This is a genomic window from Paenibacillus sp. UNC451MF, from assembly GCF_000686845.1.
Lineage (GTDB): Bacteria > Bacillota > Bacilli > Paenibacillales > NBRC-103111 > Paenibacillus_S.
Window position 1 is genome coordinate 1 of sequence record NZ_JMLS01000001.1, and the last position, 25,781, is coordinate 25,781.

Annotated in this window: 21 protein-coding genes; 14 read left to right on the forward strand and 7 right to left on the reverse strand. The window is 47.1% G+C overall.

Going from position 1 to position 25,781, the window contains the following annotated elements:
- Nucleotides 1-1,781: S-layer homology domain-containing protein (locus tag BP97_RS0100005; protein WP_028547271.1), on the forward strand; the 1,781-nt coding region annotated here is incomplete at its 5' end.
- A gap of 183 nt (nt 1,782-1,964) precedes the next feature.
- Nucleotides 1,965-4,271 carry a glycoside hydrolase family 95 protein gene (locus tag BP97_RS34675; protein WP_081823846.1) on the forward strand — a complete coding sequence of 769 codons (2,307 nt, stop codon included), beginning with the start codon at nt 1,965-1,967 and terminating at the stop codon, nt 4,269-4,271.
- A gap of 205 nt (nt 4,272-4,476) precedes the next feature.
- Here the strand turns inward: BP97_RS34675 and BP97_RS0100015 are convergent, their stop codons facing one another.
- The gene (locus tag BP97_RS0100015) at nt 4,477-5,670 is read right to left on the reverse strand and encodes an MFS transporter (RefSeq protein ID WP_028547272.1); all 1,194 of its coding nucleotides are present in this window, start codon (nt 5,668-5,670) and stop codon (nt 4,477-4,479) included.
- A 69-nt stretch (nt 5,671-5,739) separates the two neighbouring features.
- Nucleotides 5,740-6,021: an ArsR/SmtB family transcription factor gene (locus BP97_RS0100020; protein ID WP_028547273.1), complete on the reverse strand. Its 282-nt coding sequence runs from the start codon at nt 6,019-6,021 to the stop codon at nt 5,740-5,742.
- 194 nt (nt 6,022-6,215) lie between these two features.
- On the opposite strand from BP97_RS0100020, the gene BP97_RS0100025 reads away from it, so the two are divergent.
- The 3 genes from BP97_RS0100025 (at nt 6,216) to deoD (ending at nt 9,097) form a co-directional block, all read left to right on the forward strand.
- Nucleotides 6,216-6,767, forward strand: coding sequence for a non-canonical purine NTP pyrophosphatase (locus tag BP97_RS0100025; RefSeq protein ID WP_028547274.1), 552 nt, complete (start codon nt 6,216-6,218; stop codon nt 6,765-6,767).
- A 269-nt stretch (nt 6,768-7,036) separates the two neighbouring features.
- Nucleotides 7,037-8,161, forward strand: coding sequence for a glycoside hydrolase family 88/105 protein (locus BP97_RS0100030; RefSeq protein WP_028547275.1), 1,125 nt, complete (start codon nt 7,037-7,039; stop codon nt 8,159-8,161).
- A 222-nt stretch (nt 8,162-8,383) separates the two neighbouring features.
- Nucleotides 8,384-9,097, forward strand: coding sequence for a purine-nucleoside phosphorylase (gene deoD, locus BP97_RS0100035; protein ID WP_028547276.1), 714 nt, complete (start codon nt 8,384-8,386; stop codon nt 9,095-9,097).
- Between the two features lie 124 nt (nt 9,098-9,221).
- Here deoD and BP97_RS0100040 read toward each other — a convergent pair whose 3' ends face one another.
- From BP97_RS0100040 to BP97_RS0100055, 4 genes are all read right to left on the reverse strand, one after another.
- Nucleotides 9,222-9,716, reverse strand: coding sequence for a CcdC protein domain-containing protein (locus tag BP97_RS0100040; RefSeq protein ID WP_028547277.1), 495 nt, complete (start codon nt 9,714-9,716; stop codon nt 9,222-9,224).
- Nucleotides 9,717-9,793: 77 nt separating this feature from the next.
- Complete coding sequence (locus BP97_RS0100045) at nt 9,794-10,477, reverse strand: hypothetical protein (protein WP_028547278.1); 684 nt, start codon at nt 10,475-10,477, stop codon at nt 9,794-9,796.
- A complete protein-coding gene (locus tag BP97_RS0100050; protein WP_028547279.1) occupies nt 10,474-11,370 on the reverse strand; it encodes an ABC transporter ATP-binding protein in 897 nt (298 codons plus the stop codon). Before BP97_RS0100050 ends, BP97_RS0100045 begins: the two co-directional genes overlap by 4 nt.
- Nucleotides 11,367-11,738: a GntR family transcriptional regulator gene (locus tag BP97_RS0100055; protein ID WP_028547280.1), complete on the reverse strand. Its 372-nt coding sequence runs from the start codon at nt 11,736-11,738 to the stop codon at nt 11,367-11,369. Before BP97_RS0100055 ends, BP97_RS0100050 begins: the two co-directional genes overlap by 4 nt.
- Before the next feature lie 308 nt (nt 11,739-12,046).
- On the opposite strand from BP97_RS0100055, the gene BP97_RS0100060 reads away from it, so the two are divergent.
- The 3 genes from BP97_RS0100060 to arfA all read left to right on the forward strand — a co-directional run bounded on the left by BP97_RS0100060 (nt 12,047) and on the right by arfA (nt 16,612).
- Complete coding sequence (locus tag BP97_RS0100060) at nt 12,047-13,822, forward strand: methyl-accepting chemotaxis protein (RefSeq protein WP_028547281.1); 1,776 nt, start codon at nt 12,047-12,049, stop codon at nt 13,820-13,822.
- A 134-nt stretch (nt 13,823-13,956) separates the two neighbouring features.
- Nucleotides 13,957-14,949 (forward strand): LacI family DNA-binding transcriptional regulator, encoded by a 993-nt coding sequence (locus BP97_RS0100065; protein ID WP_028547282.1) that lies wholly within the window; start codon nt 13,957-13,959, stop codon nt 14,947-14,949.
- Between the two features lie 145 nt (nt 14,950-15,094).
- The gene (gene arfA, locus BP97_RS0100070; protein WP_028547283.1) at nt 15,095-16,612 is read left to right on the forward strand and encodes an arabinosylfuranosidase ArfA; all 1,518 of its coding nucleotides are present in this window, start codon (nt 15,095-15,097) and stop codon (nt 16,610-16,612) included.
- A gap of 57 nt (nt 16,613-16,669) precedes the next feature.
- On the opposite strand, the gene BP97_RS0100075 is transcribed toward arfA, so the two are convergent.
- On the reverse strand, nt 16,670-18,925 hold the full coding sequence (locus BP97_RS0100075) for a helix-turn-helix domain-containing protein (RefSeq protein WP_028547284.1): 2,256 nt from the start codon (nt 18,923-18,925) through the stop codon (nt 16,670-16,672).
- Between the two features lie 218 nt (nt 18,926-19,143).
- Here BP97_RS0100075 and BP97_RS0100080 point away from each other — a divergent pair, with 218 nt between their 5' ends.
- The 6 genes from BP97_RS0100080 to BP97_RS0100105 are packed head-to-tail and all read left to right on the forward strand — an operon-like array spanning nt 19,144 to nt 25,749.
- Nucleotides 19,144-20,049, forward strand: a complete 906-nt coding sequence (locus BP97_RS0100080) for an ABC transporter permease (protein WP_231506177.1) — start codon at nt 19,144-19,146, stop codon at nt 20,047-20,049.
- A 16-nt stretch (nt 20,050-20,065) separates the two neighbouring features.
- Entirely contained in the window at nt 20,066-20,947 is an 882-nt protein-coding gene (locus BP97_RS0100085) for a carbohydrate ABC transporter permease (RefSeq protein ID WP_028547286.1), read from the forward strand.
- Nucleotides 20,948-21,004: 57 nt separating this feature from the next.
- The gene (locus tag BP97_RS0100090; protein ID WP_156043098.1) at nt 21,005-22,633 is read left to right on the forward strand and encodes a type 2 periplasmic-binding domain-containing protein; all 1,629 of its coding nucleotides are present in this window, start codon (nt 21,005-21,007) and stop codon (nt 22,631-22,633) included.
- A 20-nt stretch (nt 22,634-22,653) separates the two neighbouring features.
- Nucleotides 22,654-23,724, forward strand: coding sequence for a ComEC/Rec2 family competence protein (locus tag BP97_RS0100095; protein WP_197035388.1), 1,071 nt, complete (start codon nt 22,654-22,656; stop codon nt 23,722-23,724).
- Between the two features lie 14 nt (nt 23,725-23,738).
- Entirely contained in the window at nt 23,739-24,746 is a 1,008-nt protein-coding gene (locus tag BP97_RS0100100; RefSeq protein WP_028547289.1) for a Gfo/Idh/MocA family protein, read from the forward strand.
- Nucleotides 24,739-25,749, forward strand: a complete 1,011-nt coding sequence (locus tag BP97_RS0100105) for a Gfo/Idh/MocA family protein (protein WP_028547290.1) — start codon at nt 24,739-24,741, stop codon at nt 25,747-25,749. Before BP97_RS0100100 ends, BP97_RS0100105 begins: the two co-directional genes overlap by 8 nt.
- The last annotated feature ends 32 nt before the right edge of the window (nt 25,750-25,781 follow it).

Here is a 25,781-nt window from a genome sequence, read left to right on the forward strand (position 1 = left end):
CGACGGTCCAGCCTACAACCGTAGACCAGAAGGTAGCTTGGTCAGGCGGTAACGACAAGGCAAGCGTAAGCGCAACAGGACTTATTACCGGCTTGAAGCCGGGAGCTGCAAAAGCAACGGTAACGAGTGTGACGTACTCAACCTATAGTACGGATGTGAACGTGACGGTAGTGGATACGAAAGCGCCGGTGTGGAACGGCGGTACATTGAGTGCAGGCAGCGTAACAAATACGACAGTCGTATTGAACTGGCCTGCAGCCAAGGATAGTGTTGGAGTAGCTCAATACAAGCTGCTATGGAATAACAGCAAGGAAGCGATTGTGGAGGGCAATGTCCAATCTTATACCGTAACCGGGCTGCTGCCTGGTACAGCCTACTCGTTCCAACTAACGGCGATTGATGCAGCAGGCAACATCAGTCAGGCTTTGCCTGCAACCGTAAGAACCTACAGCAGCAGCGGTCGTGGTCCTTCATCCGGTGGAGGAAGTGGTACTAGTGGAGGCAGTGGAAGCACTACGACAGGCGGAGATAATGGAACTTCAGGCACGCCAACGACTGGAAGTCAAATTAAATTGCCTGCGGATGCAATGCAGGTGAAAACTGAAACTCGCCCAGACGGTACAGTATCCTCCAAGGTAACGGTTGACGGAGCTAAACTGGCTGAAGCTCTTAAAGAATCGGCCAAACAAAAGTCGCCTATTGTTGTACTGGATCTGAATTCCTCGTCCGCATCAGTGAATGTTGTGCTGCCTGCCCAAATTTTGTTTAGCGCAGCAGCAGCATCTCCAAATGCAGTGATTTTGGTAAATACGAGTTCAGCTTCTTACGAGCTGCCGCTTCAGGCCATTTCCAAGCTGGCCTCAGCCAACTCGAAGGACGCCACTTTGCAAGTAAGCATAAGCCAAGCAAATCAACAATTAGAGCAGCTTGCAGCCAATCAGGCTAAACAAGCAGGAGCTACATTGCTGCAGCAGCCGATTGAATATCATCTGGCGATTGCTGTAAATGGCAAAATAGAAGAGGTAGCCAATAATGCTACATACATTACAAAAACAATGGTTCTTTCTAAGGCTGTCGATCCGAACAAAGCAACGGGTGTAATCGTAAATCCAATCACTGGCCAAATGAGGTTTGTCCCTACCTTGTTTGTAACGGAAAACGGTGTAACAAAAGCTAAGTGGATGCACCCAGGCAACGACGTGTATGCAATTATTGAATCTTCCAAATCGTTCAATGACATGAAAGAACATTGGGCGCAAAAAGAGGTGGAGCTGCTAGCTTCTAAATGGTTGATACAAGGAAGCTCCTTAACCACTTTTGAACCTAATCGTTCGATTACCCGTGCCGAATTCGCCTCAATTCTGGTTCGTGCGTTAGGTCTTGATGAGCAGTTGTCTGGCGCAGCATTCTCCGATGTGAAAGCAGATGCTTGGTATGCAGGCTCCGTAGGTGCGGCAGTATCGGCGGGGTTGGTGCAAGGTTATGAAACCGGACAATTCCAGCCTGAGGCAACCATTACTAGAGAGCAAATGGCCGTTATGATTGAACGAGCTGCGAAGTTTGCAGGCATGAGCACAACGGATTCAACGAATTTATCCCAAGCTTATTCCGATGCCGCTTCAATTAGCGGTTGGGCGGAAAAATCGGTAAGCTGGGCTGTGAAAGCGGGTATTATGCAGGGGACAGGTGAGCGTTCATTCGCTCCAGGCGAGCTTGCCACTCGAGCGCAAGCAGCTGTTATGCTGAAGAGAATGCTTCAGCAGCTGAAATTTATTAACTAATAACAAACCGCACGGTCGCAAGCTTTAGCGATCGTGCGGTTTTCTCATGTTACTGAATCGGTCAGGGAACAATTATATATAAATAATCGTGTTTTTAGAGCAAGAAATAGTGAAGTTTTATTGTCCAGCTTCAGGTATAATCAATGCAGCTTAGGATCATAACCAGAAAGGGAAGAGGCTTAGATGAATTCGAGCATTTGGTTCAGGCGTCCTGCGGAGGATTGGAATGAAGCACTTCCTGTGGGCAATGGCCGGTTGGGTGCGATGGTGTTCGGCCACGTGGAAAAAGAGAGAATTCAGCTTAATGAGGATAGCATTTGGTATGGGGGCCCTAATGATCGTAACAACCAAGATGCACTCGAACATCTACCGATTATAAGGCAGCTTCTTTTCGAGGGAAAGCTCCATGAAGCGCATCGATTGGCGGAAATGGCCTTCTCCGGTACGCCCTGCAGCCAACGGCATTATATGACGGCAGGTGATTTGCTGATTCATTTTGACAATCAACAGAAGGAACCTCTTCACTATCGAAGAGAGCTTGATCTAAATACGGCCATAGTCTCCAGCAGTTTTACAATGGACGGCTATCGATATAAACGCGAGACATTTGCGAGTTATCCGGACGGAGTTATTGTCATTCGTCTCGAAACGGACAAGCCGCAGGGTATTTCATTCTACTCCCGATTCGAAAGAAAAAAAGGCAAGTATATGGATGGTGCCAGCAAATCTGGAGAAGACAGTATTGTCATGCGGAACTGCTGCTACGGTACGGATGGTACAGACTATGTACTAAAAGTTAAAGCTGTATCCGAAGGTGGTTCGATCCGTACGATTGGGGAGCATCTCGTTGTAGAGGGCGCCAATGCAGTCACCCTTCTGCTTTCCGGAGCCACGACATTCCGCTATGCCGATCCTGAGCAGTCGTGTGACGAGCTGCTGGACCGTGCGGCAGCTCAACCATACGCGTTGCTTCGAGATAATCATATTGCGGATTACAAGGTTTTGTACGATAGAGTTCATCTTCAGTTATCCGTATCGGTGCCGAAAGTTAGCGAGAGGCAGCCTCTCTCTGAGTTATCCACTCCTGAAAGGCTGGAGCGGTTGAAGCAAGGGGAGAAAGACCCTGGACTGATCACCCTTTACTTTCAATTCGGACGTTATCTGCTTATTGCCAGCAGCCGTCCCGGTTCGCTTCCTGCTAACTTGCAGGGGATATGGAACGATCAGATGCTGCCGCCTTGGGACAGCAAATACACCATTAACATTAATGCGCAAATGAACTACTGGCATGCGGAAACATGTAACTTGTCAGAGTGTCATTTACCTTTATTTGACCTTGTCGAAAGAATGAAGGAACCCGGTCGTCGAACGGCATCAGTTATGTACGGGTGTCGTGGCTTTGTTGCCCATCATAATACGGATATATGGGCTGACACAGCACCACAAGATATTTACCTTCCCGCAACCTATTGGACCATGGGCGCTGCCTGGTTGTGCTTGCATTTATGGGAGCACTATCAATTTACACAAGATCGTCAATTCCTCGAACGGGCCTATGAGACAATGAAAGAATCCGCTCTCTTCTTCCTTGATTTCCTGATCCCGGACGGCAACGGGCAGCTGGTCACATCTCCATCCGTATCACCTGAAAACAGGTATTTGCTTCCGAATGGACAATCCGGAACACTATGCTATGGTCCGTCGATGGACAACCAAATATTAACGGAACTGTTCAAAAGCTGCATCGAGGCTGGTCGCCTGCTACGGAAGGACAACGAATTTCTAGGAGAACTGGAAGAGACTCTGAGCAAGCTTCCGCCAATCAAGATTGGCAAGCATGGACAGCTGCAAGAGTGGCTCGAAGATTATGAGGAAAAGGATCCCGGCCATAGACACATTTCCCATTTGTTCGCCCTGCACCCTGGAACGTCCATCAGTCCAAATGAGACGCCGGAACTCGCTAAAGCAGCCAGGACTACACTGGATCGACGGCTGGCAAATGGGGGAGGTCATACCGGTTGGAGCCGCGCATGGATTATTAATTTTTGGGCGCGGCTTGGGGATGGAGAGCAAGCATACTTGAATACAAACGAGCTGCTGCGCAAGTCGACCTTGAACAATTTATTTGATAACCATCCCCCTTTCCAAATTGATGGTAATTTTGGAGGCACGGCTGGAATTGCAGAAATGCTGCTGCAAAGTCATGCTGGGGCGGTACACCTGCTTCCTGCACTTCCTTCCGAATGGGAGAATGGCCGCGTAAGCGGACTTAAGGCTCGAGGCGGATACGAAATCGGCATCGAGTGGGAGGAAGGTAAACTTCGGCAAGCAACAGTCCGGTCGACAAACGGGGGAGTTTGCCAAGTTCGGCTTAACCAACCCGTACGTATCTTGGATGAGAATGGTGAGCCTGTTTATGCTGGAACCACAGGCACAGATATCCTTTTTACCGCCAACCCGAATCATATCTATACACTGGCTGCAATATAGAAGATAGAGAAAACGTCAAGCATAGTCTTGGCGTTTTCTTTTTACTATCTCCAATCATTCCCTTATGTTAAAGTTTAGGGATCAATAGGCATATTGAAATGAGAACACCCACCTGTAATTCAGCTTCGTTTCCTGTTCTTAATAAAACAACGGGACCGTCCTTTTGAACGATCCCGTTACACTACCAGCCTAGCAGCGACATCCCTTATACCCCTTGCAGCTTACGCTTCTCTGCCTTGCGCCGGGTTTCTGAACGCGTTAACCCTAACGAAACGGCGGCTGTTGCAGCAGCGACGGTTACTCCAGCAGCCCCAATCCAACTAATGGACGTGAGGGACGCTTGCTCTACGACAAGCCCGCCGATGCCAGCGCCTGCTGCCATAGCTAACTGAAGCACAGAGCTGTTCAAGCTGAGCATAATACCCGAAGCTTCCGGTGCCTGTTGAATCAAATTATACTGCTGGGTCGGTCCTGAAGACCAAGCGGAGAAGGACCACAGTACAAGAAGTGGGAGCATGAAAGCAGGAGATTGACCAGCAATGGAGATGAGAATCAGAGCAACTGCGTGAACCAGCATACCACCGATCAGCGTACGTGAAACGCCCCATTTGTCCGTGCTGTAGCCCCCGAATTTGGAGCCGAGCAAGCTGGCGATTCCAAAAGCGAACAGTCCTGCACTTACCCCTTGCTCGCTCATGCCAGTAATCGTGAGAAGGAACGGTGAGATGTACGTATAAGCAATCGCATAACCGGCAATCCAGAAAAACGTGATAAGCAGTGCTACAGCAATCCTCGGCTCCTTCAGCAGCGCAAGCTGTTTGCTGATCGGCACCGGCTCCTCTCCTTCGGACTTCGGAATGGTGAGGGACACAGCAAGCATCGCAAACAGTCCGAGTACACCAATGCCTCCAAATACCATCTTCCAGTCATAGAAGGAAGCGATGACCCTACCTATGGGAACACCGACGATCAGCGCGGTTGAAAAACCCATCACAAGCGTGGCGATAGCACTTCCCTGTTTATCTGAAGGAGCAAGCTTGGATGCCACCGTCAACGCGGTAACGACGAATACGCCCGTGCTAAGTGCCAAGATGATGCGTGAGGCGACTAGGAAGGTGAAGCCCGGCATTAAAACGGCGACTGCGTTGCCCAACACGAATACGCTGAGGGAATAGAGCAGCAGCTTTCTCCGCTCCATCCGGGATGTAACAGCCATTAGGATCGGGGTCCCGAAGGCGTAAGCAAGGGAAAATACGGTGATAAGCTGGCCCGCAGCGGACACGGGAACCCCGATATCTGCCGCAACCTTATCCAAAATCCCTGCAATAATAAATTCCGACGTGCCGACCAGGAAACTGACAGCTGCAAGCATATAGATTTTCAATGCATAGGACGTCATTGTGTGTTGCTCCTCTCTCACTCCACTATTTTTATATTTCTATAAATATAGAAACAAAGATCAAAAAAATTACTCCAGCAAAAAAGGAGCATATTTTTGTGCGATTTCACGGTTCACACTATAAAAAATGTAGGTACCATCCTTGCGAAGATCCAATAGTCCGCAGTCTGTTAGCTGCTTCAGGTGATGAGACAGCGTCGAGCCGGCGACGGATTCCAGCTTTCCCATAATATCGGAGCAGCACAGATTCCTTTCCTCGGTTAGAAGTAAGGCGATTTTAAGCCGGGTCGGTTCCCCAAGTGCTTTGTATACTTTGACGGCTTGCCGAACATCAGCGTTATCCTCAACCATAATAACCTCACCTTTGTCTTTGTTGTTTATTTCTACATCTATCGAAATTTAAAATACCACAGTTTCTTGTGGATGTAAATAGCATTTTCAGAATGCTTGGGTCGGAAGGCATCAGTTTATTAAAAGAGGAATTATATGTTTATATGTGGAAAATAGATGAAAACTATTGAGCGTTAGAAAGAGTGGAGATTTTAGTGGAGCTTATTTATGTAACTTCAAATGCGGCGAAATTTGAAATTGCAACGAAGGTTCTTAGAGGAACAAATATTACCTTGAAACAAAGTAATATCGATGTCCCTGAAATACAGAGCATGAAAGTCGAAGATATAGCACAATTTTCGTGTAAGTGGGCAAGAGATAAGCTTGGCAGTTCAGTAGTTGTTACTGATGTTGGATTATACATAAATGCTTTAAACGGTTTTCCTGATCCATTTGTAAAGTATATCAATAACTGTCTAACAGCAGAAGATGTGATCAAGTTATTAGAGGATAAAGAAGACCGGACTGTGTACACAAAAGAATGTTTGGCTTTTTGCGAAATGGATTCCGAGCCTGTAATCTTTCAAAGACATATTAAAGGTACCACCACTACAAATATCACTTCAAAGAACGGATCCGTAATGGATCAATTGGTCATACCTGAAAATGATATTTTGTTAGCACATATACCGAACAATGAAGTTATTGACTTTTGGGTGAAGCATAGTGCGTTTAATCATTTTAAAGAATGGATTCCATCTTTATGACTCTGCTTGGTTTGCATTTACGTTTTTCTGTCATTTACTGGCGTATGGAATACCGAACGGAACAATATACTATTATTTCTGTTAAGAAATCAGCAAAAAACGTAAGGCTTCTTGTCCGTAGATATGCTAATGTAATATCGAAGAAACTACGCAGAAGCCTGTTGAGCAAGGCATCCAGGGAACAGATGTATGGGCTCTGCTGGCTATGGGAAGAAGAAATAAGTATAAAATGACCCAACTTTTAATTAAATAAGAGGAGGAACAAAATAATGAGTACGATTTGGTCTGCAGCAATGGCGGATTCGTTTATGACAAAATACCCTATCGTGTCCGATATGCCGTTTCAAAAAAGAAGAAGCTGGAATTATGAAAACGGATGCGCGCTGACGGCGATGGAGCGTTTGTGGCTGAAAACAGGTGACGACAAATATTATCGTTACATTAAAGAAAACATGGATCTGTTCATCCGTGAGGACGGAACGATTGATACCTACGAATTGAATGAATACAACGTGGATCAAATCAATCAGGGCAAATCGTTATTTTTGCTATATGAAAAAACCGGCGAGGAAAAATACAAAAAAGCTATCGAGCTGCTTGTTACTCAACTAAAAGGTCATCCTCGCACTAGTGAAGGCGGACTGTGGCATAAGAAAATTTATCCGTTCCAAATGTGGCTGGATGGTGTATATATGACGTCTCCGCTGCTCGCGGCTTACGCTAAGCTATCCGGTGAGCACGAGTGGTATGACGATGTAGCTAACGAGATTTTATTGATGGAAAAGGTATCCCGCGATCCGGCAACCGGACTTTTGTACCATGGCTGGGATGAAACAAAAGAGGAGCGTTGGGCCAACAAAGAAAACGGCTGCTCCCCTCATTTCTGGGGCCGTGCTATCGGTTGGTACGTAATGGCAATTGTAGACGTACTCGATTTCTTGCCTTTAGATCATCCAAAACGCGGACAAATCGTTGGGATTTTCCACCGTTTGGCTGGAGCTATTATGCGTTATCAGGATCAAGAATCGGGCCTTTGGTATCAAGTACTGGATCATGGGGATCGCAAGGGTAACTATTTGGAGGCTTCCGGTTCCTCAATGTTCGTCTGTGCATTAGCGAAGGGCGCACGCAAAGGTTACTTGGGTAAGGATGCTTTGAATGCGGCACGCCGCGGACATGCAGGACTCGTAGAGCACTGCGTAGGCAAGGACGAGAACGGCAGCTGGTATCTTGATCACATTTGCAGTGTGGCAGGTCTTGGCAACAAGCCTTATCGCGACGGCTCTTACGCTTATTACATCAGCGAGCCAACACGCAGAGACGATCCGAAAGGCTCCGCTCCGTTCATTATGGCGTGTCTTGAAATTGAAGCTGCGGACGAAGCTCAGAAATAACAATTGTCACAGCATAAATAGGGTACGGAGTTGTCTTTCGACAAAGCGTCGGGAGGCGGCTCTTTTTTCATTCTATACGCTAGAAATGTAGTGCAACTGAAAGCTTCCTAACCCTAGTTAGAACAATTGTCGTTTTCATGGTACATTAGAAACCGAGAGTAACAAATAGTATGACAAAAGGGAGGTGAATACCGCTGCATTTCAACATGTAACGGTATTTGAATGAGTATCCATATTAACGCCAAGGAAGGCGAAATTGCAGAAGCTTTATTACTTCCGGGAGATCCGCTCCGGGCCAAGCATATTGCGGAAACGTACTTGGAAGATGTCGTTTGCTACAATCAGGTTCGAGGTATGCTTGGATTTACTGGAACCTACAAGGGAAAGCGGATTTCCGTACAAGGAACGGGCATGGGGATGCCGTCCATATCGATCTATGCGAATGAACTGATTCGGGATTACGGAGCCAAGAAGCTGATTCGAGTAGGGACTTGCGGTGGAATTCAGCAGGATGTGAAAATTCGTGATGTTATCATTGCCATGACGGCAAGTACGGATTCTAGCATGAACAAGCATATTTTTCCGGGATGCGATTATGCTCCCCATGCGGATTTTGAGTTGCTGAGACAAGCGTATCTTGCAGGGCTGGAGAAAGGTCTCTCCATTAAAGTAGGAAGCGTTCTGACAGCAGACGCTTTTTATCGGGATAGCATGGATCTGGTGAAAAAGATGGCCGAATACGGCGTACTGGCAGTGGAAATGGAAACTACTGCATTATATACGATTGCGGCTAAATACGGTGTGCAGGCATTATCGATTCTTACTGTCAGCGATCACTTGTTCAGCGGCGAAGCTGATACGACGGCGGAGGAGCGCCAGACGACGTTTAATGATATGATTGTTGTTGCTCTTGAAGCTGCTATTAGCGAAGATTAATAATGAGACTTGATGGGGGATTCCTTCCTGTCAGACATACTAAGAAGGCTTTGCGAAGCAAAGCCTTCAGCTGTTATTATCGGGAAATCATTTGCTTTACAGCAATGGTTTCCCGATTTTCCTTTTAGCTATTGCTGCTGACTTGACGGAATTTGATAAAGCTGCCCACTCGCCAGACACAGATGTACAGGTAAGCCATCACCATAGTCAAAACAGTGAATTCCGTATAATCGAGACCTTTGAAATACTGGGACAATGCCACCCGAATAATAATGACAGCGATGATCACGTATTTAAAGTTTTTATTACGTTTGGCGTAGATCTGCCCGTCTTCACGCCTCTCGTACCCTGTATGATAGAGCATAACACTGCCGAGAGCGATTCCGAGAACACCTGCAATCAGCATCTCCCAAATCGCCGGGAGATGGAACGGATGATCGGGTATATGTGTTAGTGAATTAATAGAATAGCCGAATACAATAAGCAGCAAGACTAAGGGGGTTAGCATACGATATCCCTTATTCCGTATGGGCTTATCTTTGCGGCGAGATCTAAGCCAAATAACGAGTACGATGACAACAGCGATGATGATGAATTGAATAAACGTTTGAGTAGTCATAATCTACCCCCAATTGTGTTATTATGCTAATTTTGCATTAGAATTATTAGAATACCCTGAAATAGGGCCAATTATGGTCAGACCGTCGCCCTGCGCAGTAGAGCATAGGATACGAATGCATACAGGAAAATCACCAGAGCCATGCAGCACACGAATAGAGCAAAGTGCCCGACAAACCAAAGAGCGATTCCGACCCATAGCTGATAGTGGGTAAATACGAGCGCGAGACTGCTGAAAAGGACTAACACCGCGGCTAAGAAAATAAATAATCCGCTTGGACCAAACCGTCGATGTATGCTGGATATAGCAAACCCCAGAAAGTGCAAATGCAGGAGTAGGACTAGATAAATCACGAGATGCCCTGCCACGTTAAAGGTATCGACTAAAGGGTTATTGAAAAAATACATCTTGACCCTCCAACCATCTGTACTATGTTCGACAAGCGAGAAAATACTTAACAAGAGGGCTGACACCACATTGATAATCAAGGCAGCAAGAGTAGTGCCAAGAAAGTAATCTTTTCTCCGCACACTCAAGCCGAGTGCAAATGGAAACGTTTGAGCCATAGTTACGGCGCCAATGATCGTCATGGAGATGAAAATGGACGCAAGACCTCCGGTATAAAATGGCTCTTGGTTATCGATTAAATAGCTGACGAACAGGTTAACGATAAAACTAGAAAGTAGAATGGCCCAAGGGAGTAAGAAAGCTGTCCACTTGTCTCTAAAATGCATTTTTATAATAGCTGGAATCCGGTTCATCGGGTATCCACCGCCTTATTATCGAATTTCCCCTTCGTGAGATGAACGATCAACTGCTGCAAAGAGACCGGTGCAAGCTCCAATCCTTGAGCCTCCGCACGTTTACGCTCCTTGTCGTCCAGGTTCCCCATTATGGTAGCTGTCACTAATGCGCCGAATGGTTCACGTGAGATCGTACGTTTATCCGCAATGAAGGAATCGACTGTGGACGCCAGACCGGCCACGGAAACTGCCTGCCCGCGTAATGTCTCTGCTTCCTCGTCAATAAGCAGCTTCCCGCCATCGATCACAATAACATGCTCTAAAATCCGGCTTACCTCATCGATCAAATGAGTAGACAAGATAATGGTCCGTGGATAAGCCGCATAATCCTCAATCAACCGGTCATAGAATAAGCCCCTAGCTACAGCATCGAGTCCTAAATAGGGCTCATCGAAAATCGTCAGCGGAGCCCGGCTGGCTAAGCCGATGACAATACCTACAGAAGAGAGCATCCCTCTCGACAGCTTCTTGATCTTACGTTTAAGAGGAAGCTGGAATTCCTCGATTAACGAATAGGCAAACTCCTCATCCCAATCCGGGAAGATGGAAGGGGCCAACTGAAGTACGTCCATAACGCGGAAATGATCAGGGTACTTCTGGCTTTCCTTAATGAAGCAAATTTGACTTAAAACGCGATTGTTCTCATACGGAGCTTCCCCGAATACCTTGACTTCGCCGTTTGTAGGGAATAATTGCGCCGTTATCATATGCATGATCGTCGTCTTTCCTGCGCCGTTCCTTCCGAGTAGTCCATATATTTTGCCGGATTCTATGACAAAACTGATATCATCGACCGCTTTGATAGTTCCATAAGATTTGCTCAGTCCGTGAACCTCTATAACATGACTCATGAATTAGCATCTCCTTTCCGAATCATCTCCGTCAATTGCTCCTTTGTAATTCCAAGCTTTTCGGCTTCTCGGATCATCGTTACGACAAACTGCTCGTAAAACTGATGTTTTCTTTTTTCCAGCAATTCTACACGGGCTCCTGTCGCTACAAACATGCCGATCCCTCGCTTTTTATACAAAATTCCTTGATCCACCAGCAGATTGACACCTTTCGCAGCCGTTGCCGGATTGATCTGGTAAAAGGCGGCGAATTGATTCGTCGAAGGAACCTGCGATTCTTCAGGCAGTCGTCCTTCGACGATGTCGTCCTCGATCCGTTCGGCAATTTGCACGAATATCGGACGGCTGTCATCTATTATCAATCCCATAATCTAATCACCAACTCTCTACTACTTAACTGGTTAGTTACTCATGTAACTAACTATATAAGCGGAGGGTGCATTTGTCAATGGACCTTTATACTGAAAAAAAGCATGGATGGGGACAGATTCAATAACAAGTGCCGATCTTATTTTATAAAGTATAGAAAAAATCTATGTTATCTAATAAAAATCATAGATAAAATTAACATAACCTTTAGATTCAGATAACATATCTCTTAATAATAGCTAGTAAACTAAAGCTAGTTTTGAAAGAAGTGGATATATAACTAGAGAGCATAGAGGGGATTGTTTGGATGCTTAATCGTTTGGGGCGACTATTGAACTTGAAGGCTGTGAGAGGCGCTGCACAACTGACCGTTCGGAAAAAATTAATTAGCTCTTTCCTGGTCATTATCGTAATGCTATTGATTGTAGGAGCAACCGCTATGAGCAGGATGTCCCTGATGCAGCAGGAAATGAAGGAAATTACAGGCTCCTGGATGGCAGGAATTAAAACAATCAACCAGATTAACCTGTTGGGGAAACATATGCTGGCTCTTCAAGCCACTATGATTATGGAACCTAATGATGACAAAAAGAAGACGTTTATGCCGGAATCAGGTGCCATCTTCAAGCGAATTGACGATCTTCTAGCGCTATATGGACAGCGAGCCGGGATTCAGGAAGACCAGGAACATTTGGATAAGCTGCGGCAGCGCTGGTCTGAGTATAAAAATGTGTACTCAGACTCGTTCGTTATGGCTAACAGAGTTAACTTCGTTGAGGGATCGGGAGCCTACGCCAGTCAAATTACGGCTATGCTGTCCAAATCCGAGCAAGCCTATGAAGCCATGCAGCAGGAGATTGATACGCTGGTCAAGCTGAATGAGAGCGGGGCGCAGGCGTCGACACAGAAGAGCCAGCAGCTGTATAACAGTGCATTAAGAGGGATCGGGATCACGCTGCTGTTAACGATTATCGTATCTATCATAACGGCAGTTGTTATGGCGGGTAACGTGGCAAATCCGGTTAGGCAAGTATCGGAAGCCCTTCAGCGGATTGCACAGGGAAACCTATCCCTTGCCTCGCTCCAAGTCAATAATAGGGATGAGATCGGACAGCTGGTGGTTTCGCTGAACCAAATGAGGGTGCAGCTAAGGACGACTATTATACATATTCACGATGCTTCGAATGCTGTGGCAGCTTCTTCGGAGCAATTGCTCGCTTACAGCGAGCAAAATACTCAAGCCGCGGAAGAGGTGAGTGAATCGATTCGAGTCGTTGCCGTAGGCTCGGAGCATCAAATGACCTGCGCAGGTGAGACCGGACAATCGATTGAAGCCATAACCGAAGGCGTCAGACTCATAGCCGAGTCCACTATTGAAGTATCCGATGTCGCCGCAGATGCTTCCATGCAAGCAAGGCAGGGCCATGCATCGATGCAGTCAGCTATGGATGCCATGCGCAATATTACCTCGGTTGTGATGCGAGCGGAGCAAGGGATGAAGCAGCTCGGAGAGCACTCGCAGCAAATTGGCGGTATTGTTCACCTGATTGGCGAGCTGGCCAATCAGACAAGTCTGCTAGCATTGAATGCGGCTATTGAATCGGCGAGAGCGGGAGAGCATGGCCGCGGGTTTGCTGTAGTTGCTAGCGAGGTGAGGAAGCTGGCAGAGCAATCGGCCCAAGCCGGACAGCACATCGCCGGTATTATAAAAGAGGTGCAAGCCGATACGATCAAGGTGGCAGAGACGATGAAACTTGGAATGAACGAGGCGGAGACCGGATTGGCCTCTATGACCCATGCGGAGTCATCCTTCACAGGCATCGTGCAAAGCGCTGAAGAGGTAAGCATGAATATTCAGCAGATCTCCTATGCCGCACAGAGTTTGGCGAACAGCGCACAGCTGGCATATGCTTCCGTAAAGGAGATGAATCAATCGGCACGGCACTCCGCTGAGGCGGCACAATCCGTTGTGGCGGTTACGGGTAAGCAGCTTGACTCCGTGAACGATATGGCTCGATCAGCGAACTCTTTGAGCGCAATTTCTTGCGATTTGCGTCAGCAGGTCAAGATGTTTACCGTGTAATAATAATCAAAAATAAAGCCTCTGATGAGGATTGACAGTAATGGAAAATAAGCCTATATTGATTTGAGTGTTCTTTTCGTGTGCGCACACGAAAAGTGAGATTGGAAATCATGCGCATTGTTCTAGGAGGAGCTATGGGAGTTACGATTAAAGAAATTGCAGTCCTCTGTGGAGTATCTCCCGGTACGGTTGATCGCGCTTTGAACCATCGGCCAGGAATTAGTGAGAAGACCAAGGCTCGAATATTGAAGGTTGCCGAGCAAATGAATTACCAGCCTGACTATATGGCGAGAAGCTTAGCCAAGGGAAGAACGATGACGATCGGCGTTGTGCTGTTCGATCTGTACAATCGCTCGTTTTCGCAGCTGATGAATTCGATAGAGGCGGCTTCAAGACAGCATGGCTATTTTGTTGATCTGGTTTTGACGAACAAAGACCCAGAGAATGAAAAGAAGTGTATTGAACACTTGATCCACCGAAAGGTTGATGGCATTATCATTTTTGCCATTAATCAAGGAGAAGAATTCAACCGCTACTTAAAAAGCCTGCAAATTCCAGTCGTGACGATATGCAATTATGTTTCCGACGATTGGAGCTATATCGGTATTGACGACCGGCGGGCGATGAAAGAGGCTGTCCACTATATATGTGAGAAGCGATACGAGCGCTTCATCTATGTATGCCCACCGCTGTCTTATCGCGGAAGGACGAACATATTCACGCAGGAGGAACGGCTTGCCGGCTGCCTGGAAGGGCTTAAGGAAAGCGGAATTGAGCAGCAGCCGATCATCATCATGGATAAAGATTACATCGGAGCTATAAGCCAGCTTGATTTTGTCGGCGAATCGAAAACGACGGCGATTATATGCTCTTGCGATATTTACGCTTTGGAAGTGATGAATCATTTGAAAAGCAGGGGTCTCCATATCCCTGAAGATGTAGGAATTATGGGCTTCGATAATATTGACGTCCTGAAGTACATTTCGCCTGCATTGACTACGGTGGAATACGCTGTAGAGGAATTCGGCTCCAGAGCCGTTCAATGCATGATCGAGCAGATCGAGCAAGGTACTTGTACACCTGTGCCGCTGCTGCCTTATCAAATCATTACCGGTGAGTCCATATGATCCCGGTAAATTTTTCAGCTTTTATCGTGTGCGCACACGAAAATGGGTGAAGGAGCTTAATCAACCCTCTGGGGCACTCTTTTGCCATAATGCGTGTGCGCACACGGTTCAAATACAATGACATTTCTAAGGAGGATGTACACTTATGAGCAACAGCAAAGCAACGATGATTCTAGACAAGGACTTTATTATTTCATCTATCGACAAACGGATTTACGGATCGTTCATTGAGCATTTGGGTCGAGCGGTCTACGAAGGTATTTACGAGCCAGGTCATCCGCTTGCTGATGAACAGGGCTTCCGCAAGGATGTCATCGAGTTGGTACAGGAGCTGAATGTCCCGATTGTACGTTACCCGGGCGGTAACTTCGTGTCCGGCTACAATTGGGAGGATGGAGTAGGTCCGCTGGAGAATAGACCCCGCCGCTTAGAGCTTGCATGGAGAACGATTGAAACGAATGAGGTAGGAACGAACGAGTTTGCCGATTGGGCGAAAAAAGCCAATACGGAAGTAAACATGGCAGTAAATCTCGGAACGCGCGGTATCGATGCTGCGAGAAATCTAGTAGAATATTGCAATCATCCTGCGGGTTCTTACTGGAGTGATCTGCGAATTTCTCACGGCTACAAGGAGCCGCATAAATTCAAGACTTGGTGCTTAGGCAATGAGATGGATGGTCCATGGCAGATTGGGCATAAAACGGCGGAGGAGTACGGACGTATAGCCTGCGAAGCAGCGAAGGTCATGAAATGGGTCGACCCAACCATTGAGCTTGTTGCATGCGGGAGCTCGAGCAGAGGGATGAAGACTTTTGCAGATTGGGAAGCAACGGTTTTGGATCATACCTATGATCATGTTGAATATATCTCCCTGCATACATACTATGCCAACAAGGATAACGACACGGCTAACTTCGTTGCCCGTTCCCTCGATATGGATGCGTTCATCCGCTCTGTAACCGCCATTTGTGACTATGTAAAGGCTAAAAAACGGAGCAAGAAAACAATTAACTTGTCCTTCGATGAGTGGAATGTATGGTATCACTCCCATGATGCCGACCGCAAGCTCGACCCATGGCAAATTGCCCCGCCACAGCTGGAGGATGTGTACACATTCGAGGATGCAATTCTTGTCGGCTGCATGCTGATCACATTGCTCAAACATGCAGACCGCGTCAAAATCGCTTGCATGGCACAGCTGGTGAACGTTATTGCACCGATCATGACCGAAAAAGGTGGCGAGGCGTGGAAGCAAACGATCTTCTACCCGTACATGCATACATCTGTTTATGGCAGAGGGGTTGCGCTCAATCCTATCATTTCCTCTCCAAAGTATGACAGTAAAGATTTCACTGATGTTCCGTATCTGGAATCCACTGCTGTATACAATGAAGAGAAGGATGAGCTGGTCATCTTCGCCGTTAACCGTCACTTGAGCGAATCGTTATTGTTGGAAAGTGATATCCGCAACTTCAAGGATTATAAAGTGGTCGAGCATATCGTGCTCGAAGACGATGATGTTAAGGCAAGGAATACGGTGAGTCACTCCAACCGTGTGGCACCGCATAACCGCGGGAACGCTCAGGTTAAAGACGGTATTATCGAATCCCTGTTGCCTAGGTTTTCTTGGAACGTGATCCGATTGGCTAAACAACAGCACTAATCTATCAATCATACAACAAAGGACAAGTCGCTTCTGCGAGCTTGTCCTTTTCATCTCTTACCCCTGCGCCACCATAGAAGTTCTGCGGTACTCACTCGGAGTCATCCCGGTCCACTTCTTGAACATCCGGTTAAAAGAAGTAATGTTGCGGTAGCCGATCTGCTGACCTACGTCGTTAATGCTTGTATCGGTGCTGGACAGCAGCTCCTGGGCTTTGCGAATGCGAATATCATTCAGATGATCGCTGAAATTCGTTCCGGTTTTCTCCTTAATGTACACGGATAAATAGGCGCTCGACATATTGAGCTTATCCGCCAGATAGTCAAGGGACAGCTCTTCTCCATACTTGGTATGAAGGAGATCCATGACGAAGGTGATGATCGGATCGCTTTCCCCTTTTTTCTCCGTAATCAGGGAGACGGCCAGATGGAACATATCGCGGAACACCTGCTTGTATTCCTCCAAAGTACAGCACTCCTTCAATTGCTGCATCAGCGGCTTGAGCGGCCATGAATCCCCCTGCTCAATTTTATAAATATCCATGAACTTCCACACTTTAGCTTCAAGCGATTCCGCAAATAACGTAAACTGCGTTACACTTGCTTCCTTATCCGCCATATCGTCGAGAAAGCGTTCGACGAGAGTTATAGATCCAGTATCGTCTCCGGCTTGGAGGCGGGCGTTCAATTCCTGGTCCTGTGCCGGGCTTAAGGTGAAGGTAGCAGGCAGAGGGCGGCTTCCGAACATAATCTGAGTCTCTTCCACCAGCTTGGCCTGCCGGACGATTTCCAGCACCTGACGGTATGCGTGATTGAATTGGGAAGAATGCTCGAACCAAGAGCTAACGGCTACGGTAAACAGGCTGTAGTTGCTGTCCCTATCGAATACGACTTTAAGTTCCTGCAGCACCTCTTCAATAATTTCCCGTTCGTAACGGCCGTTAATGACCGTCAATATTTGATTCTTTTCCATTTGGAACGTGTGACAACCGGGAATCTTCTCCGAAAAGATAAGGGAGATGTGCTCGCGGAAATAGTAGGCGGCACGATCCTTTTTCAATATTGTGTCATCGAAGGAGCCGCTGCGGAATCGGAGCATGAAGAGTACGATCGTAAAGCTTTCCTCGGCAGCGATAAAGCCTTTCCATTCGTTAATGTCTGTATTGATGCTTTTCAGCTTATTAATGTAGTTATAGCTTTTCAGTATCGACTGCTTGCTGGACAGCTCAGTCTGAATCGTATCTTTCTCGGATGCGAGATCGAGAATTTTTTGATGAATAAAGGCAAATTCGCTGATGGAGCTGCTCATGCCGGCAGTTTGCCCGTTCAAGATGGACGAGATTAACTGTTTGACCGGTTGATTGATTCGTTTGCTGTAAAAAAAAGATACGGCCAGGGCGATAGCAATCGACATGATGAAAATGACCAACAATGTGATCATCAGCCGATTCAGCTGTGCGGCCATTGCAGCATTAGGCACGGCGGTAATATAGGTCATTCCTTCACTGTCGGTTTCCTTGAAATAATAGATGCCGTCCTTCAGCTTGTAATCGATCCCGGAAGAGAAGGTAGGAAGCTGAGCCGTCGCTTTGTCTTCAGACGATTGATATATGACGGTCTGGTCTTTATCCAGAATCATGAATTGGCGAGCATGGTCGTTATCATCAAAGAAAGCTTGTTGAGATTTGGTAATGTCTAAAAATGCCGTAACCATATAGCTGCTGTCCGGAAGCTTGAAGCTGATGGGCAGCAGTTCTTTTTTGTCCGGGACATTCCATGTGGTCTGAAACCCGGAGGTAGGCAGCAGGTTGAAATTAGACCTCTGACTCAGCTGAGAGCTCCAGAACGACAACGGATAGATTCCGCTTGTATACAGAAGATTGAACTGATCCTCCGCGTCGCTGCTGCCTTCTTTGTCCAATGTAAAGGAATTGGAGCCGTAATACACGATGATATTATCGAGAAACAGCTGCGGGTTATACACTTCGGCACGCAAGGTTTCAATGATTTTTTTTCCTTGAAGATAGTTGACGTCCTTATCCTGTTTGGATAATAGCTGGCGATTAAAGCCGGTGACGTCCGTGTCATTGTACACTTTGTATAAGACAGACTTGATCCGAGCAAAGTGAGTGTTGTAACGTTCCGCTGTATTTTGCAGGCTCAACCGGTTGAAGCGAATGAGCTCGTCCTGATATTTGCTTTTGAAAAATGCAAACGCAACCATGTTGAACGTGAAGAACAACAGAATGATGACCAAAAAGCTAATGAGAATAGTTAAAAACAAAGAAGTTTTTTTGGTTTGAATTCGTTTCATTCGAGCGACTCCTTTAACAACTTTGGCTGTTCTTACTATCTTACAGGATGCGCTTTGAACAGGGAAGGAACAAAATTTTAGATTCTTATCACTTTTTTAGAAACCAAGGTAAAGCCCGAAAACAAAAGAAAAGAGAATAGCCAGACTGAGGGTGAGCATCGTATGATCCGAAACAGGAACAGACCACCACGAGCGATAACGCAGAAAGGAAGGTGACTATGAATACAGCGATGAAACGCATACGAAGAAACGCAGATCTGTATTTGCTGTTCCTGCCGGTCTTGGTTTTCTTCATAGTATTCGAGTACGTGCCTATGTATGGGGTTCAAATTGCATTCAAGGATTTTATTGCAACCAAAGGAATTTGGGGGAGTCCATGGGTCGGGTTCAAACATTTCGAACGGTTTTTTTCCAGCTTTTATTTTTGGAGAATAATGAAGAATACATTGGGCATCGGCTTATACCAGCTGCTTGTCGGGTTTCCCGTACCGATCCTGCTGGCACTCATGATTAATGAGGTGCGTTCGAGCCTTTATCGCCGGTTTATTCAAACGGTGACTTATGCCCCGCACTTTTTATCGACGGTCGTAGCGGTCGGAATGATCATGATGTTTCTTGCACCGGAAAGCGGGATGATCAATCTGCTCATCCAATGGTTCGGAGGTGAACCGATCTCCTTCCTGACGGAGCCGGCTTGGTTTAAGACGGTATATGTATTATCAGGTGTGTGGCAGCAAATGGGGTGGAGCTCGATTATTTATTTGGCTGCATTGTCAGGCATCGACCCGCAGCTTCATGAAGCTGCAAGAATGGACGGAGCAAGCAGACTGCAGCGCATTTGGCACATCAATTTGCCCGGCATCATGCCGACCGTCGTTATTCTGCTGATTCTGAATGTAGGATCCATTCTTGGAGTAGGCTTCGAGAAAGTATTCCTGATGCAAAATTCGCTGAACATGTCCGCGTCAGATGTCATTTCCACCAATGTATACAGAAGCGGTATTCTTGGGGCGGAATTTAGCTATTCCGCGGCGGTAGGGCTATTCAATTCCGTCGTCAACTTTGTGCTGCTGCTGTCGGTAAATCGGATTGCGCGCAAAGTCAGTGAAACGAGTCTATGGTAGAGAGGGGGAGACTGCAATGCTGGAAAGCCGGACGGACAAAGGGATAGAAATCAGCATTAACTTGATTCTGGCTTTAGTCACCGCAGCCGTTCTGTACCCCCTGATCTTTGTATTAATTGCATCGGTCAGCAGTCCCGAGATGGTTATTCGGGGAGAAGTATGGCTGTGGCCCAAGGGGCTAACGGTCGTAGGGTACGAGCGAATTTTTCAGAATAAAGAAATATTATCAGGCTATATGAACACGATTGCCTATACATTGGTTGGAACGGCTATCAATCTTGTGATGACGGTAGCTGCGGCGTACCCATTGTCCCGCAAGGACTTCTTTGGGCGAAATGTGTTTACGGCACTTATCTTGTTTACGATGTTTTTCAGCGGAGGGATGATTCCTTCGTATTTGCTGGTCAAAAAACTGGGGATGCTGAACACCTTCTGGGCGCTGGTCATTCCGTCAGCCGTATCTGTATGGAACATTGTCATTATGCGTACGTTTTTTCAAAACAGCATTCCTAATGAAATTCAGGAATCCGCCTCCATCGACGGATGCTCTAATATGCAGACGCTGCTGCGCATCGTACTGCCTTTGTCTGCTCCGATTCTTGCCGTGATGGTGCTGTTTTACAGCGTCGGGCACTGGAATGCGTATTTTAACGCACTTATCTATTTGACAGACCGGGCCAAATACCCGCTGCAGCTTATATTGCGGGAGATTCTCGTACAAGGGCAGATGCAGGAAATGGTCGACGTCAGCGACTCCACGCTTGCAAAGAGTGTAATGGATGCGGAAGCGATCAAATATGCGGCGGTTATAGTTGCTAACTTGCCGGTGCTGCTGCTCTATCCTTTTTTACAAAAATATTTTGTCAAAGGCATTATGGTTGGAGCGATTAAGGGATAACACGGGTCACGTTTCACGATATAATTAAAAATGGGAATGACCGAGGAGGAAATGGAAATGAACAAACGCAATAAATGGATCGCTTCTATGCTGACGATGACGATGGCCGGGGGGATGCTGGCCGCCTGCTCCTCGAATACCGATAATGCTGGAGCATCGAAGCCTGGTGCAGCTAATGCGGACAAAAATGTCAACCCGAGCGGGATGCCCATAGTAAATGCTCCGCTATCTTTGAAGTTTTTTACAGGTAAATCTGCAACGAATGGCAATAAGTTCGAGGATACGCTGGTGTGGAAGGAATATGCCAAAATGTCCAACATGAACGTGACCTTCGAGCTCGTGCCCTTCGAAAATTTAACGGAAAAGAAAAATCTCGTTCTGGCCGGCGGCGACTATCCGGATGCTTTCTACTCCGCGAGACTATCGGCAGCCGAGCTTTCCAAATATGGAAGCCAAGGTGTATTCATTAAGCTGAACGATATGATCGATAAGTATGCGCCGAATTTCAAAAAGCTGATGGACAAATACCCGGATATTAAAAAAGGGCTGACGATGCCGGACGGCAATATTTATTCGCTGCCTTCCTTCTACGACCCGTCCTTCTTACCTATGCTGATCGGTACACCGCTGTGGGTTAACAAAGAATGGCTGGATAAACTCGGCATGGAAGAACCTAAAACGACAGAGGAATTTTACCAGTATTTGAAGAAAGTAAAAGATACGGATCTTAACGGAAACGGGCAAAAGGACGAAATCCCTTATAGCAGCGCTGGCATCGGCAACCTGATCAATCAGGTGAAGGGGGCTTGGGGGCTTGGAAACCGGGGTCTCGGACATGCCTATGTCGATGTTGATCCAGCAACGAACAAGCTAAGATTCACTAAGACAGATCCGAAGTATAAGGAAATGCTGCAGTATGTGAACAAGCTGTATGCCGAAGGTCTGTTGGATAAGGAAATCTTCACGATTAAGGACAGCGCGCTTTACGCTAAAGGTCAGAAAGGAGTGCTCGGTTCCACCGTTATTCCGAATCCGGCTACATTAATGAATCAGAAAAATTATATCGGTTTGGGTGCTCTTAAGGGGCCTCAAGGGGATCAGTTGTACTCTCATGTCAAAGTGCCTATGGTCCATGTAGGTGCGTTTGCTATTACGAATAAGAATAAAAATCCGGAAGCTTCCTTGCGCTGGATGGATTATTTCTACAGTGAGGAAGGCGCGAAGTTTTACTTCATGGGTCAGAAGGATGTGACTTATAAAGAAAGCGCTGATGGCAAGATGGAGTACGTCGAGGACATTACCAAGAACTCGCAGGGCTTAACTCAGGACCAAGCTTTGGCCAAATACTTTACATGGCTTGGCGGCAGCTACCCAGGCTATGTTCAGGAAAAGTATTTCAAAGGCTCCGAGACGCTTCCTGAAGCAGTCGCAACAGGGAAAAAGGCTCAGCCTAATGCAGTGAAAGAAATTTGGAACAACTTTAACTTCACGGACGCGGAGACGGAGTTGATGTCTTCCGTAGGTAAAGACATTCAATCTTATGTAAGCGAAATGGAAGCGAAGTTTGTTAATGGCTCTGCATCATTCGACGAGTGGGACAAATATGTTGCAACCGTACAAAAAATGGGATTGGATCAATATATGAAAACTTATCAAGCCGCTTATGAAAGGTACAGTAAAAAATAATGACGGACCGGGAGCCTGGAATGAATCATAGAGGCACTTTCGGCGGTAAGAGCCGTTTACGCAAACGGCTCGAGCTGGCCGGGGCGGTGTTGGTGCTGCTGGCATTGGTAGGCATCGGTTGGTATCAATGGAAGCCGATTAAGCAGGCGGAGCCTGCTGCGGTCTCCAGCGCAGCTCCAAGCACGGCGCCTGCGGAGAAGCTGCGAACCGATGAGGTGTTCGATGCTTCCCGTTATAAAGGGATGCTGACCGTCCGGTATTTGTATTTGGACGGAGATGTGCTAATGGGTGACAGTATCGTCATTCAATCTCCTGACGGGAAGACGATGCTAGTCGATGCAGGAGTCAAAGATGCTGGCCAGCAGGTAGTAAAATATTTGAATAAGCTGGGAATTAACAGCATCGATATTGCTCTCAACACCCATCCGCACTCGGATCACATCGGCGGATTCGCTTCTGTCGTTAACGGCAAAGAGGTTAAGGAATTCTATATGGAAAACTTCCCTTATACCAATTCAAGCTACTATCGTAGAACGATGGAAGCCGTCAATGCGAAGAAAATTCCGGTTACTTTTCTCGAGGAAGGGTCTAATTTTCAGCTGGGTAATGATGTAACTATCGAGGTATTGAGTCCTCCTAAGGGAGTGCTTCCGGATGCCATTAAATCGTATTCAGCGGCGGAAATTAATGATTTTGCTCTTGTGTTCAAGCTGACCTATAAGGACACTTCGTTCCTGTTTACGGCGGATATTTACAAGCATCGGGAGATCGAGCTGATAGGTTCCTCTGTGGAACCGAAGCTTAAGAGCGATATGATGCACGCGCCGCATCACGGTAACGAATCGACGTCTTCATCGGACATTTTCCTTAAAACGGTCAGTCCGAAAATTTCCGTCTTAAGTCAGAATCTGTTCGTCAGTCCCAATCTGATGGAGCGTTATAAGAAGAAGGGAATTACGCCTTATTCTACTGGAATGCACGGAAATGTATTGATCACGTCCGATGGGAAGTCGATGAATGTCATAACGGAGCGTGAAGGGAAGCGCCCTATCAAGTCCGGTAAGGCGGGCACTCAAATGGATGAGAAGTGAAAGGAGCAAAAGATATGAAGGCCGTAGTATTAGGATGCGGGATAATGGGAAGAACGCATGCGCGCAATTGGAGCTCCGTTCCCGGAGTTCAATTAGCCGCGGTATGCGATATAGATAAGGAATTGGCGGATAAGGTAGCGGGTTCGAACGGCACCAAGTCCTATACTAGCTTCGAAGATATGCTGGCGGCGGAGCATCCAGATATTGTAAGTATCTGCGTACCGACTTACCTACATAAGCATTTCGTGCTGCAGGCAGCACAGGCAGGTGTTCACATCGTATGCGAGAAGCCGATCGCTCCTTCTCTCGAGGATGCTGAGGAGATGATCGCTGCGTGCCGTTTAAGCGGTGTAAGATTGTTTATCGCCCATGTAGTACGGTTTTTTCCAAGCTATAAGGATTTGGCTGCCAAAGTGCGTGCCGGTGTGATCGGAGAGCCGGGGGTTATGCATACGAAGCGGATCGGTGGGCACCCTGGCCGTTCCAAAGCATGGTACTACGATGAGGAGAAAAGCGGAGGCGTCATCCTCGATCTCCTGATTCACGATATCGATTATATGCGCAGCGTATTTGGAGAGATAGATTCGGTGTTCGCGATGAAACGGACGTCTGAAGCTTTAGACTATGCGCTTGTAACATTGCGCTTCAAGAATGGAGCTATTGCGAATTTGGAAGGCCACTGGGGATATCCCGGACCGTTCACGACCGCAGTGGAATTTGCCGGTACGAAAGGCGTACTCCGCTTTCATTCGGATGATGCCGTTTCTTTAAAGATACAAACTTCACGTCAACCCAGCGAAGAACGCCCTCGCGTTGCCGTGCCTAAAAGCCCTGCCTATCACGACCCTTATTACTATGAATTGGAGCATTTTGCTGAGTGTATCCTAAAGGGAACAGAGCCGATCGTCAGTACGGAGGATGCTTACAAAGCGATGGAGATCGCTTTTGCCGCAATAGCTTCAGCTCAATCGGGCCAGCCTATCCGAATGGATGGCTTGAAAGGAGGAATGACGCATGTCTGAATCAGTAAAAGTGAGGATCGGCATGATCAGCTTTGCCCACTCCCACGGTCGCAGCTACTTCCGTGAGCTGGTATCCATGCCTGACGTTGAAATCGTGGGTATTTCGGATGAAAATAAGGAGAGAATTCAGCCACTGCTGGATTCTCATGGAATCGCTTATTTTGAAGATTATCATGATCTGCTCCGTTTAGAAGAAATGGATGCAGTTGTTATCTGCTCCGAGAACGTCCATCACGCAAGGCTGACCATAGACGCCGCCCAAGCGGGCAAGCATGTCATTTGTGAGAAGCCGCTCGGCACCACAGTACAGGATATGAAGGCGATGATCCTGGCTTGCGAAGAGAATGGGGTTCGGCTAATGACAGCATTCCCGTGCCGATACTTGCCTGCAGTAGTAGAGGCGAAGGAAGCAGTGGACCGCGGGGATATCGGCGAGATTATCGCCATTAAAGGGACGAATCGCGGTTCTATGCCCGGCAGCTGGTTCGTGGACCCTGCCTTGTCCGGCGGTGGAGCCGTACTCGACCATACAGTCCATGTCATGGACCTGATGCGTTGGTTTCTCGGTAGCGAGCCTGCACAGGTTTATGCAGAGATGGGAACGCTGTTTCACGATCTGCCTGTGGAGGATTCGGGGATGGTGCATGTAACGTTTGCTAGCGGTGTCATAGCCGTGCTCGACACAAGCTGGTCGCGTAGCAAGTCGTTCCCATTCTGGGGCGACGTTACGATGGAGATCATAGGAACGAACGGGGTTATCAGTGTTGATGCGTTCGGACAGAAGAACGAAGTTTACAGCAACGACGCTGGGAAAGCGCAGTGGAGCCACTGGGGCGACCGGATGGATGCCTATATGCTGAAGGACTTTGTGCGAACGATGAAAGAAAACGGGAAAGTACCGATCAGTGGTGAAGACGGCATGCATTCCGCTGCGGTCGCATTGGCTGCCTACGAGTCTTTCAAAAGAAAAGCTTCTGTCGATATGAGCGAGGTATTAGGGTAGTACGCGGACGGCGTTTATCCATGGCTTGGTAA

What these genes read in the sequence shown, in the direction of transcription:
- BP97_RS0100085 (WP_028547286.1), top strand. Translation starts at nt 20,066, where the DNA reads ATGCTGGAAAGCCGGACGGACAAAGGGATAGAAATCAGCATTAACTTG.
- BP97_RS0100030 (WP_028547275.1), top strand. Translation starts at nt 7,037, where the DNA reads ATGAGTACGATTTGGTCTGCAGCAATGGCGGATTCGTTTATGACAAAA.
- BP97_RS0100015 (WP_028547272.1), bottom strand. Translation starts at nt 5,670, where the DNA reads ATGACGTCCTATGCATTGAAAATCTATATGCTTGCAGCTGTCAGTTTC.
- BP97_RS0100060 (WP_028547281.1), top strand. Translation starts at nt 12,047, where the DNA reads ATGCTTAATCGTTTGGGGCGACTATTGAACTTGAAGGCTGTGAGAGGC.
- BP97_RS0100045 (WP_028547278.1), bottom strand. Translation starts at nt 10,477, where the DNA reads ATGAACCGGATTCCAGCTATTATAAAAATGCATTTTAGAGACAAGTGG.
- BP97_RS0100075 (WP_028547284.1), bottom strand. Translation starts at nt 18,925, where the DNA reads ATGAAACGAATTCAAACCAAAAAAACTTCTTTGTTTTTAACTATTCTC.
- BP97_RS0100055 (WP_028547280.1), bottom strand. Translation starts at nt 11,738, where the DNA reads ATGGGATTGATAATAGATGACAGCCGTCCGATATTCGTGCAAATTGCC.
- BP97_RS0100100 (WP_028547289.1), top strand. Translation starts at nt 23,739, where the DNA reads ATGAAGGCCGTAGTATTAGGATGCGGGATAATGGGAAGAACGCATGCG.
- deoD (WP_028547276.1), top strand. Translation starts at nt 8,384, where the DNA reads ATGAGTATCCATATTAACGCCAAGGAAGGCGAAATTGCAGAAGCTTTA.
- BP97_RS0100105 (WP_028547290.1), top strand. Translation starts at nt 24,739, where the DNA reads ATGTCTGAATCAGTAAAAGTGAGGATCGGCATGATCAGCTTTGCCCAC.
- BP97_RS0100040 (WP_028547277.1), bottom strand. Translation starts at nt 9,716, where the DNA reads ATGACTACTCAAACGTTTATTCAATTCATCATCATCGCTGTTGTCATC.
- arfA (WP_028547283.1), top strand. Translation starts at nt 15,095, where the DNA reads ATGAGCAACAGCAAAGCAACGATGATTCTAGACAAGGACTTTATTATT.
- BP97_RS0100020 (WP_028547273.1), bottom strand. Translation starts at nt 6,021, where the DNA reads ATGGTTGAGGATAACGCTGATGTTCGGCAAGCCGTCAAAGTATACAAA.
- BP97_RS0100050 (WP_028547279.1), bottom strand. Translation starts at nt 11,370, where the DNA reads ATGAGTCATGTTATAGAGGTTCACGGACTGAGCAAATCTTATGGAACT.
- BP97_RS34675 (WP_081823846.1), top strand. Translation starts at nt 1,965, where the DNA reads ATGAATTCGAGCATTTGGTTCAGGCGTCCTGCGGAGGATTGGAATGAA.
- BP97_RS0100090 (WP_156043098.1), top strand. Translation starts at nt 21,005, where the DNA reads ATGAACAAACGCAATAAATGGATCGCTTCTATGCTGACGATGACGATG.
- BP97_RS0100095 (WP_197035388.1), top strand. Translation starts at nt 22,654, where the DNA reads ATGAATCATAGAGGCACTTTCGGCGGTAAGAGCCGTTTACGCAAACGG.
- BP97_RS0100080 (WP_231506177.1), top strand. Translation starts at nt 19,144, where the DNA reads ATGAATACAGCGATGAAACGCATACGAAGAAACGCAGATCTGTATTTG.
- BP97_RS0100065 (WP_028547282.1), top strand. Translation starts at nt 13,957, where the DNA reads ATGGGAGTTACGATTAAAGAAATTGCAGTCCTCTGTGGAGTATCTCCC.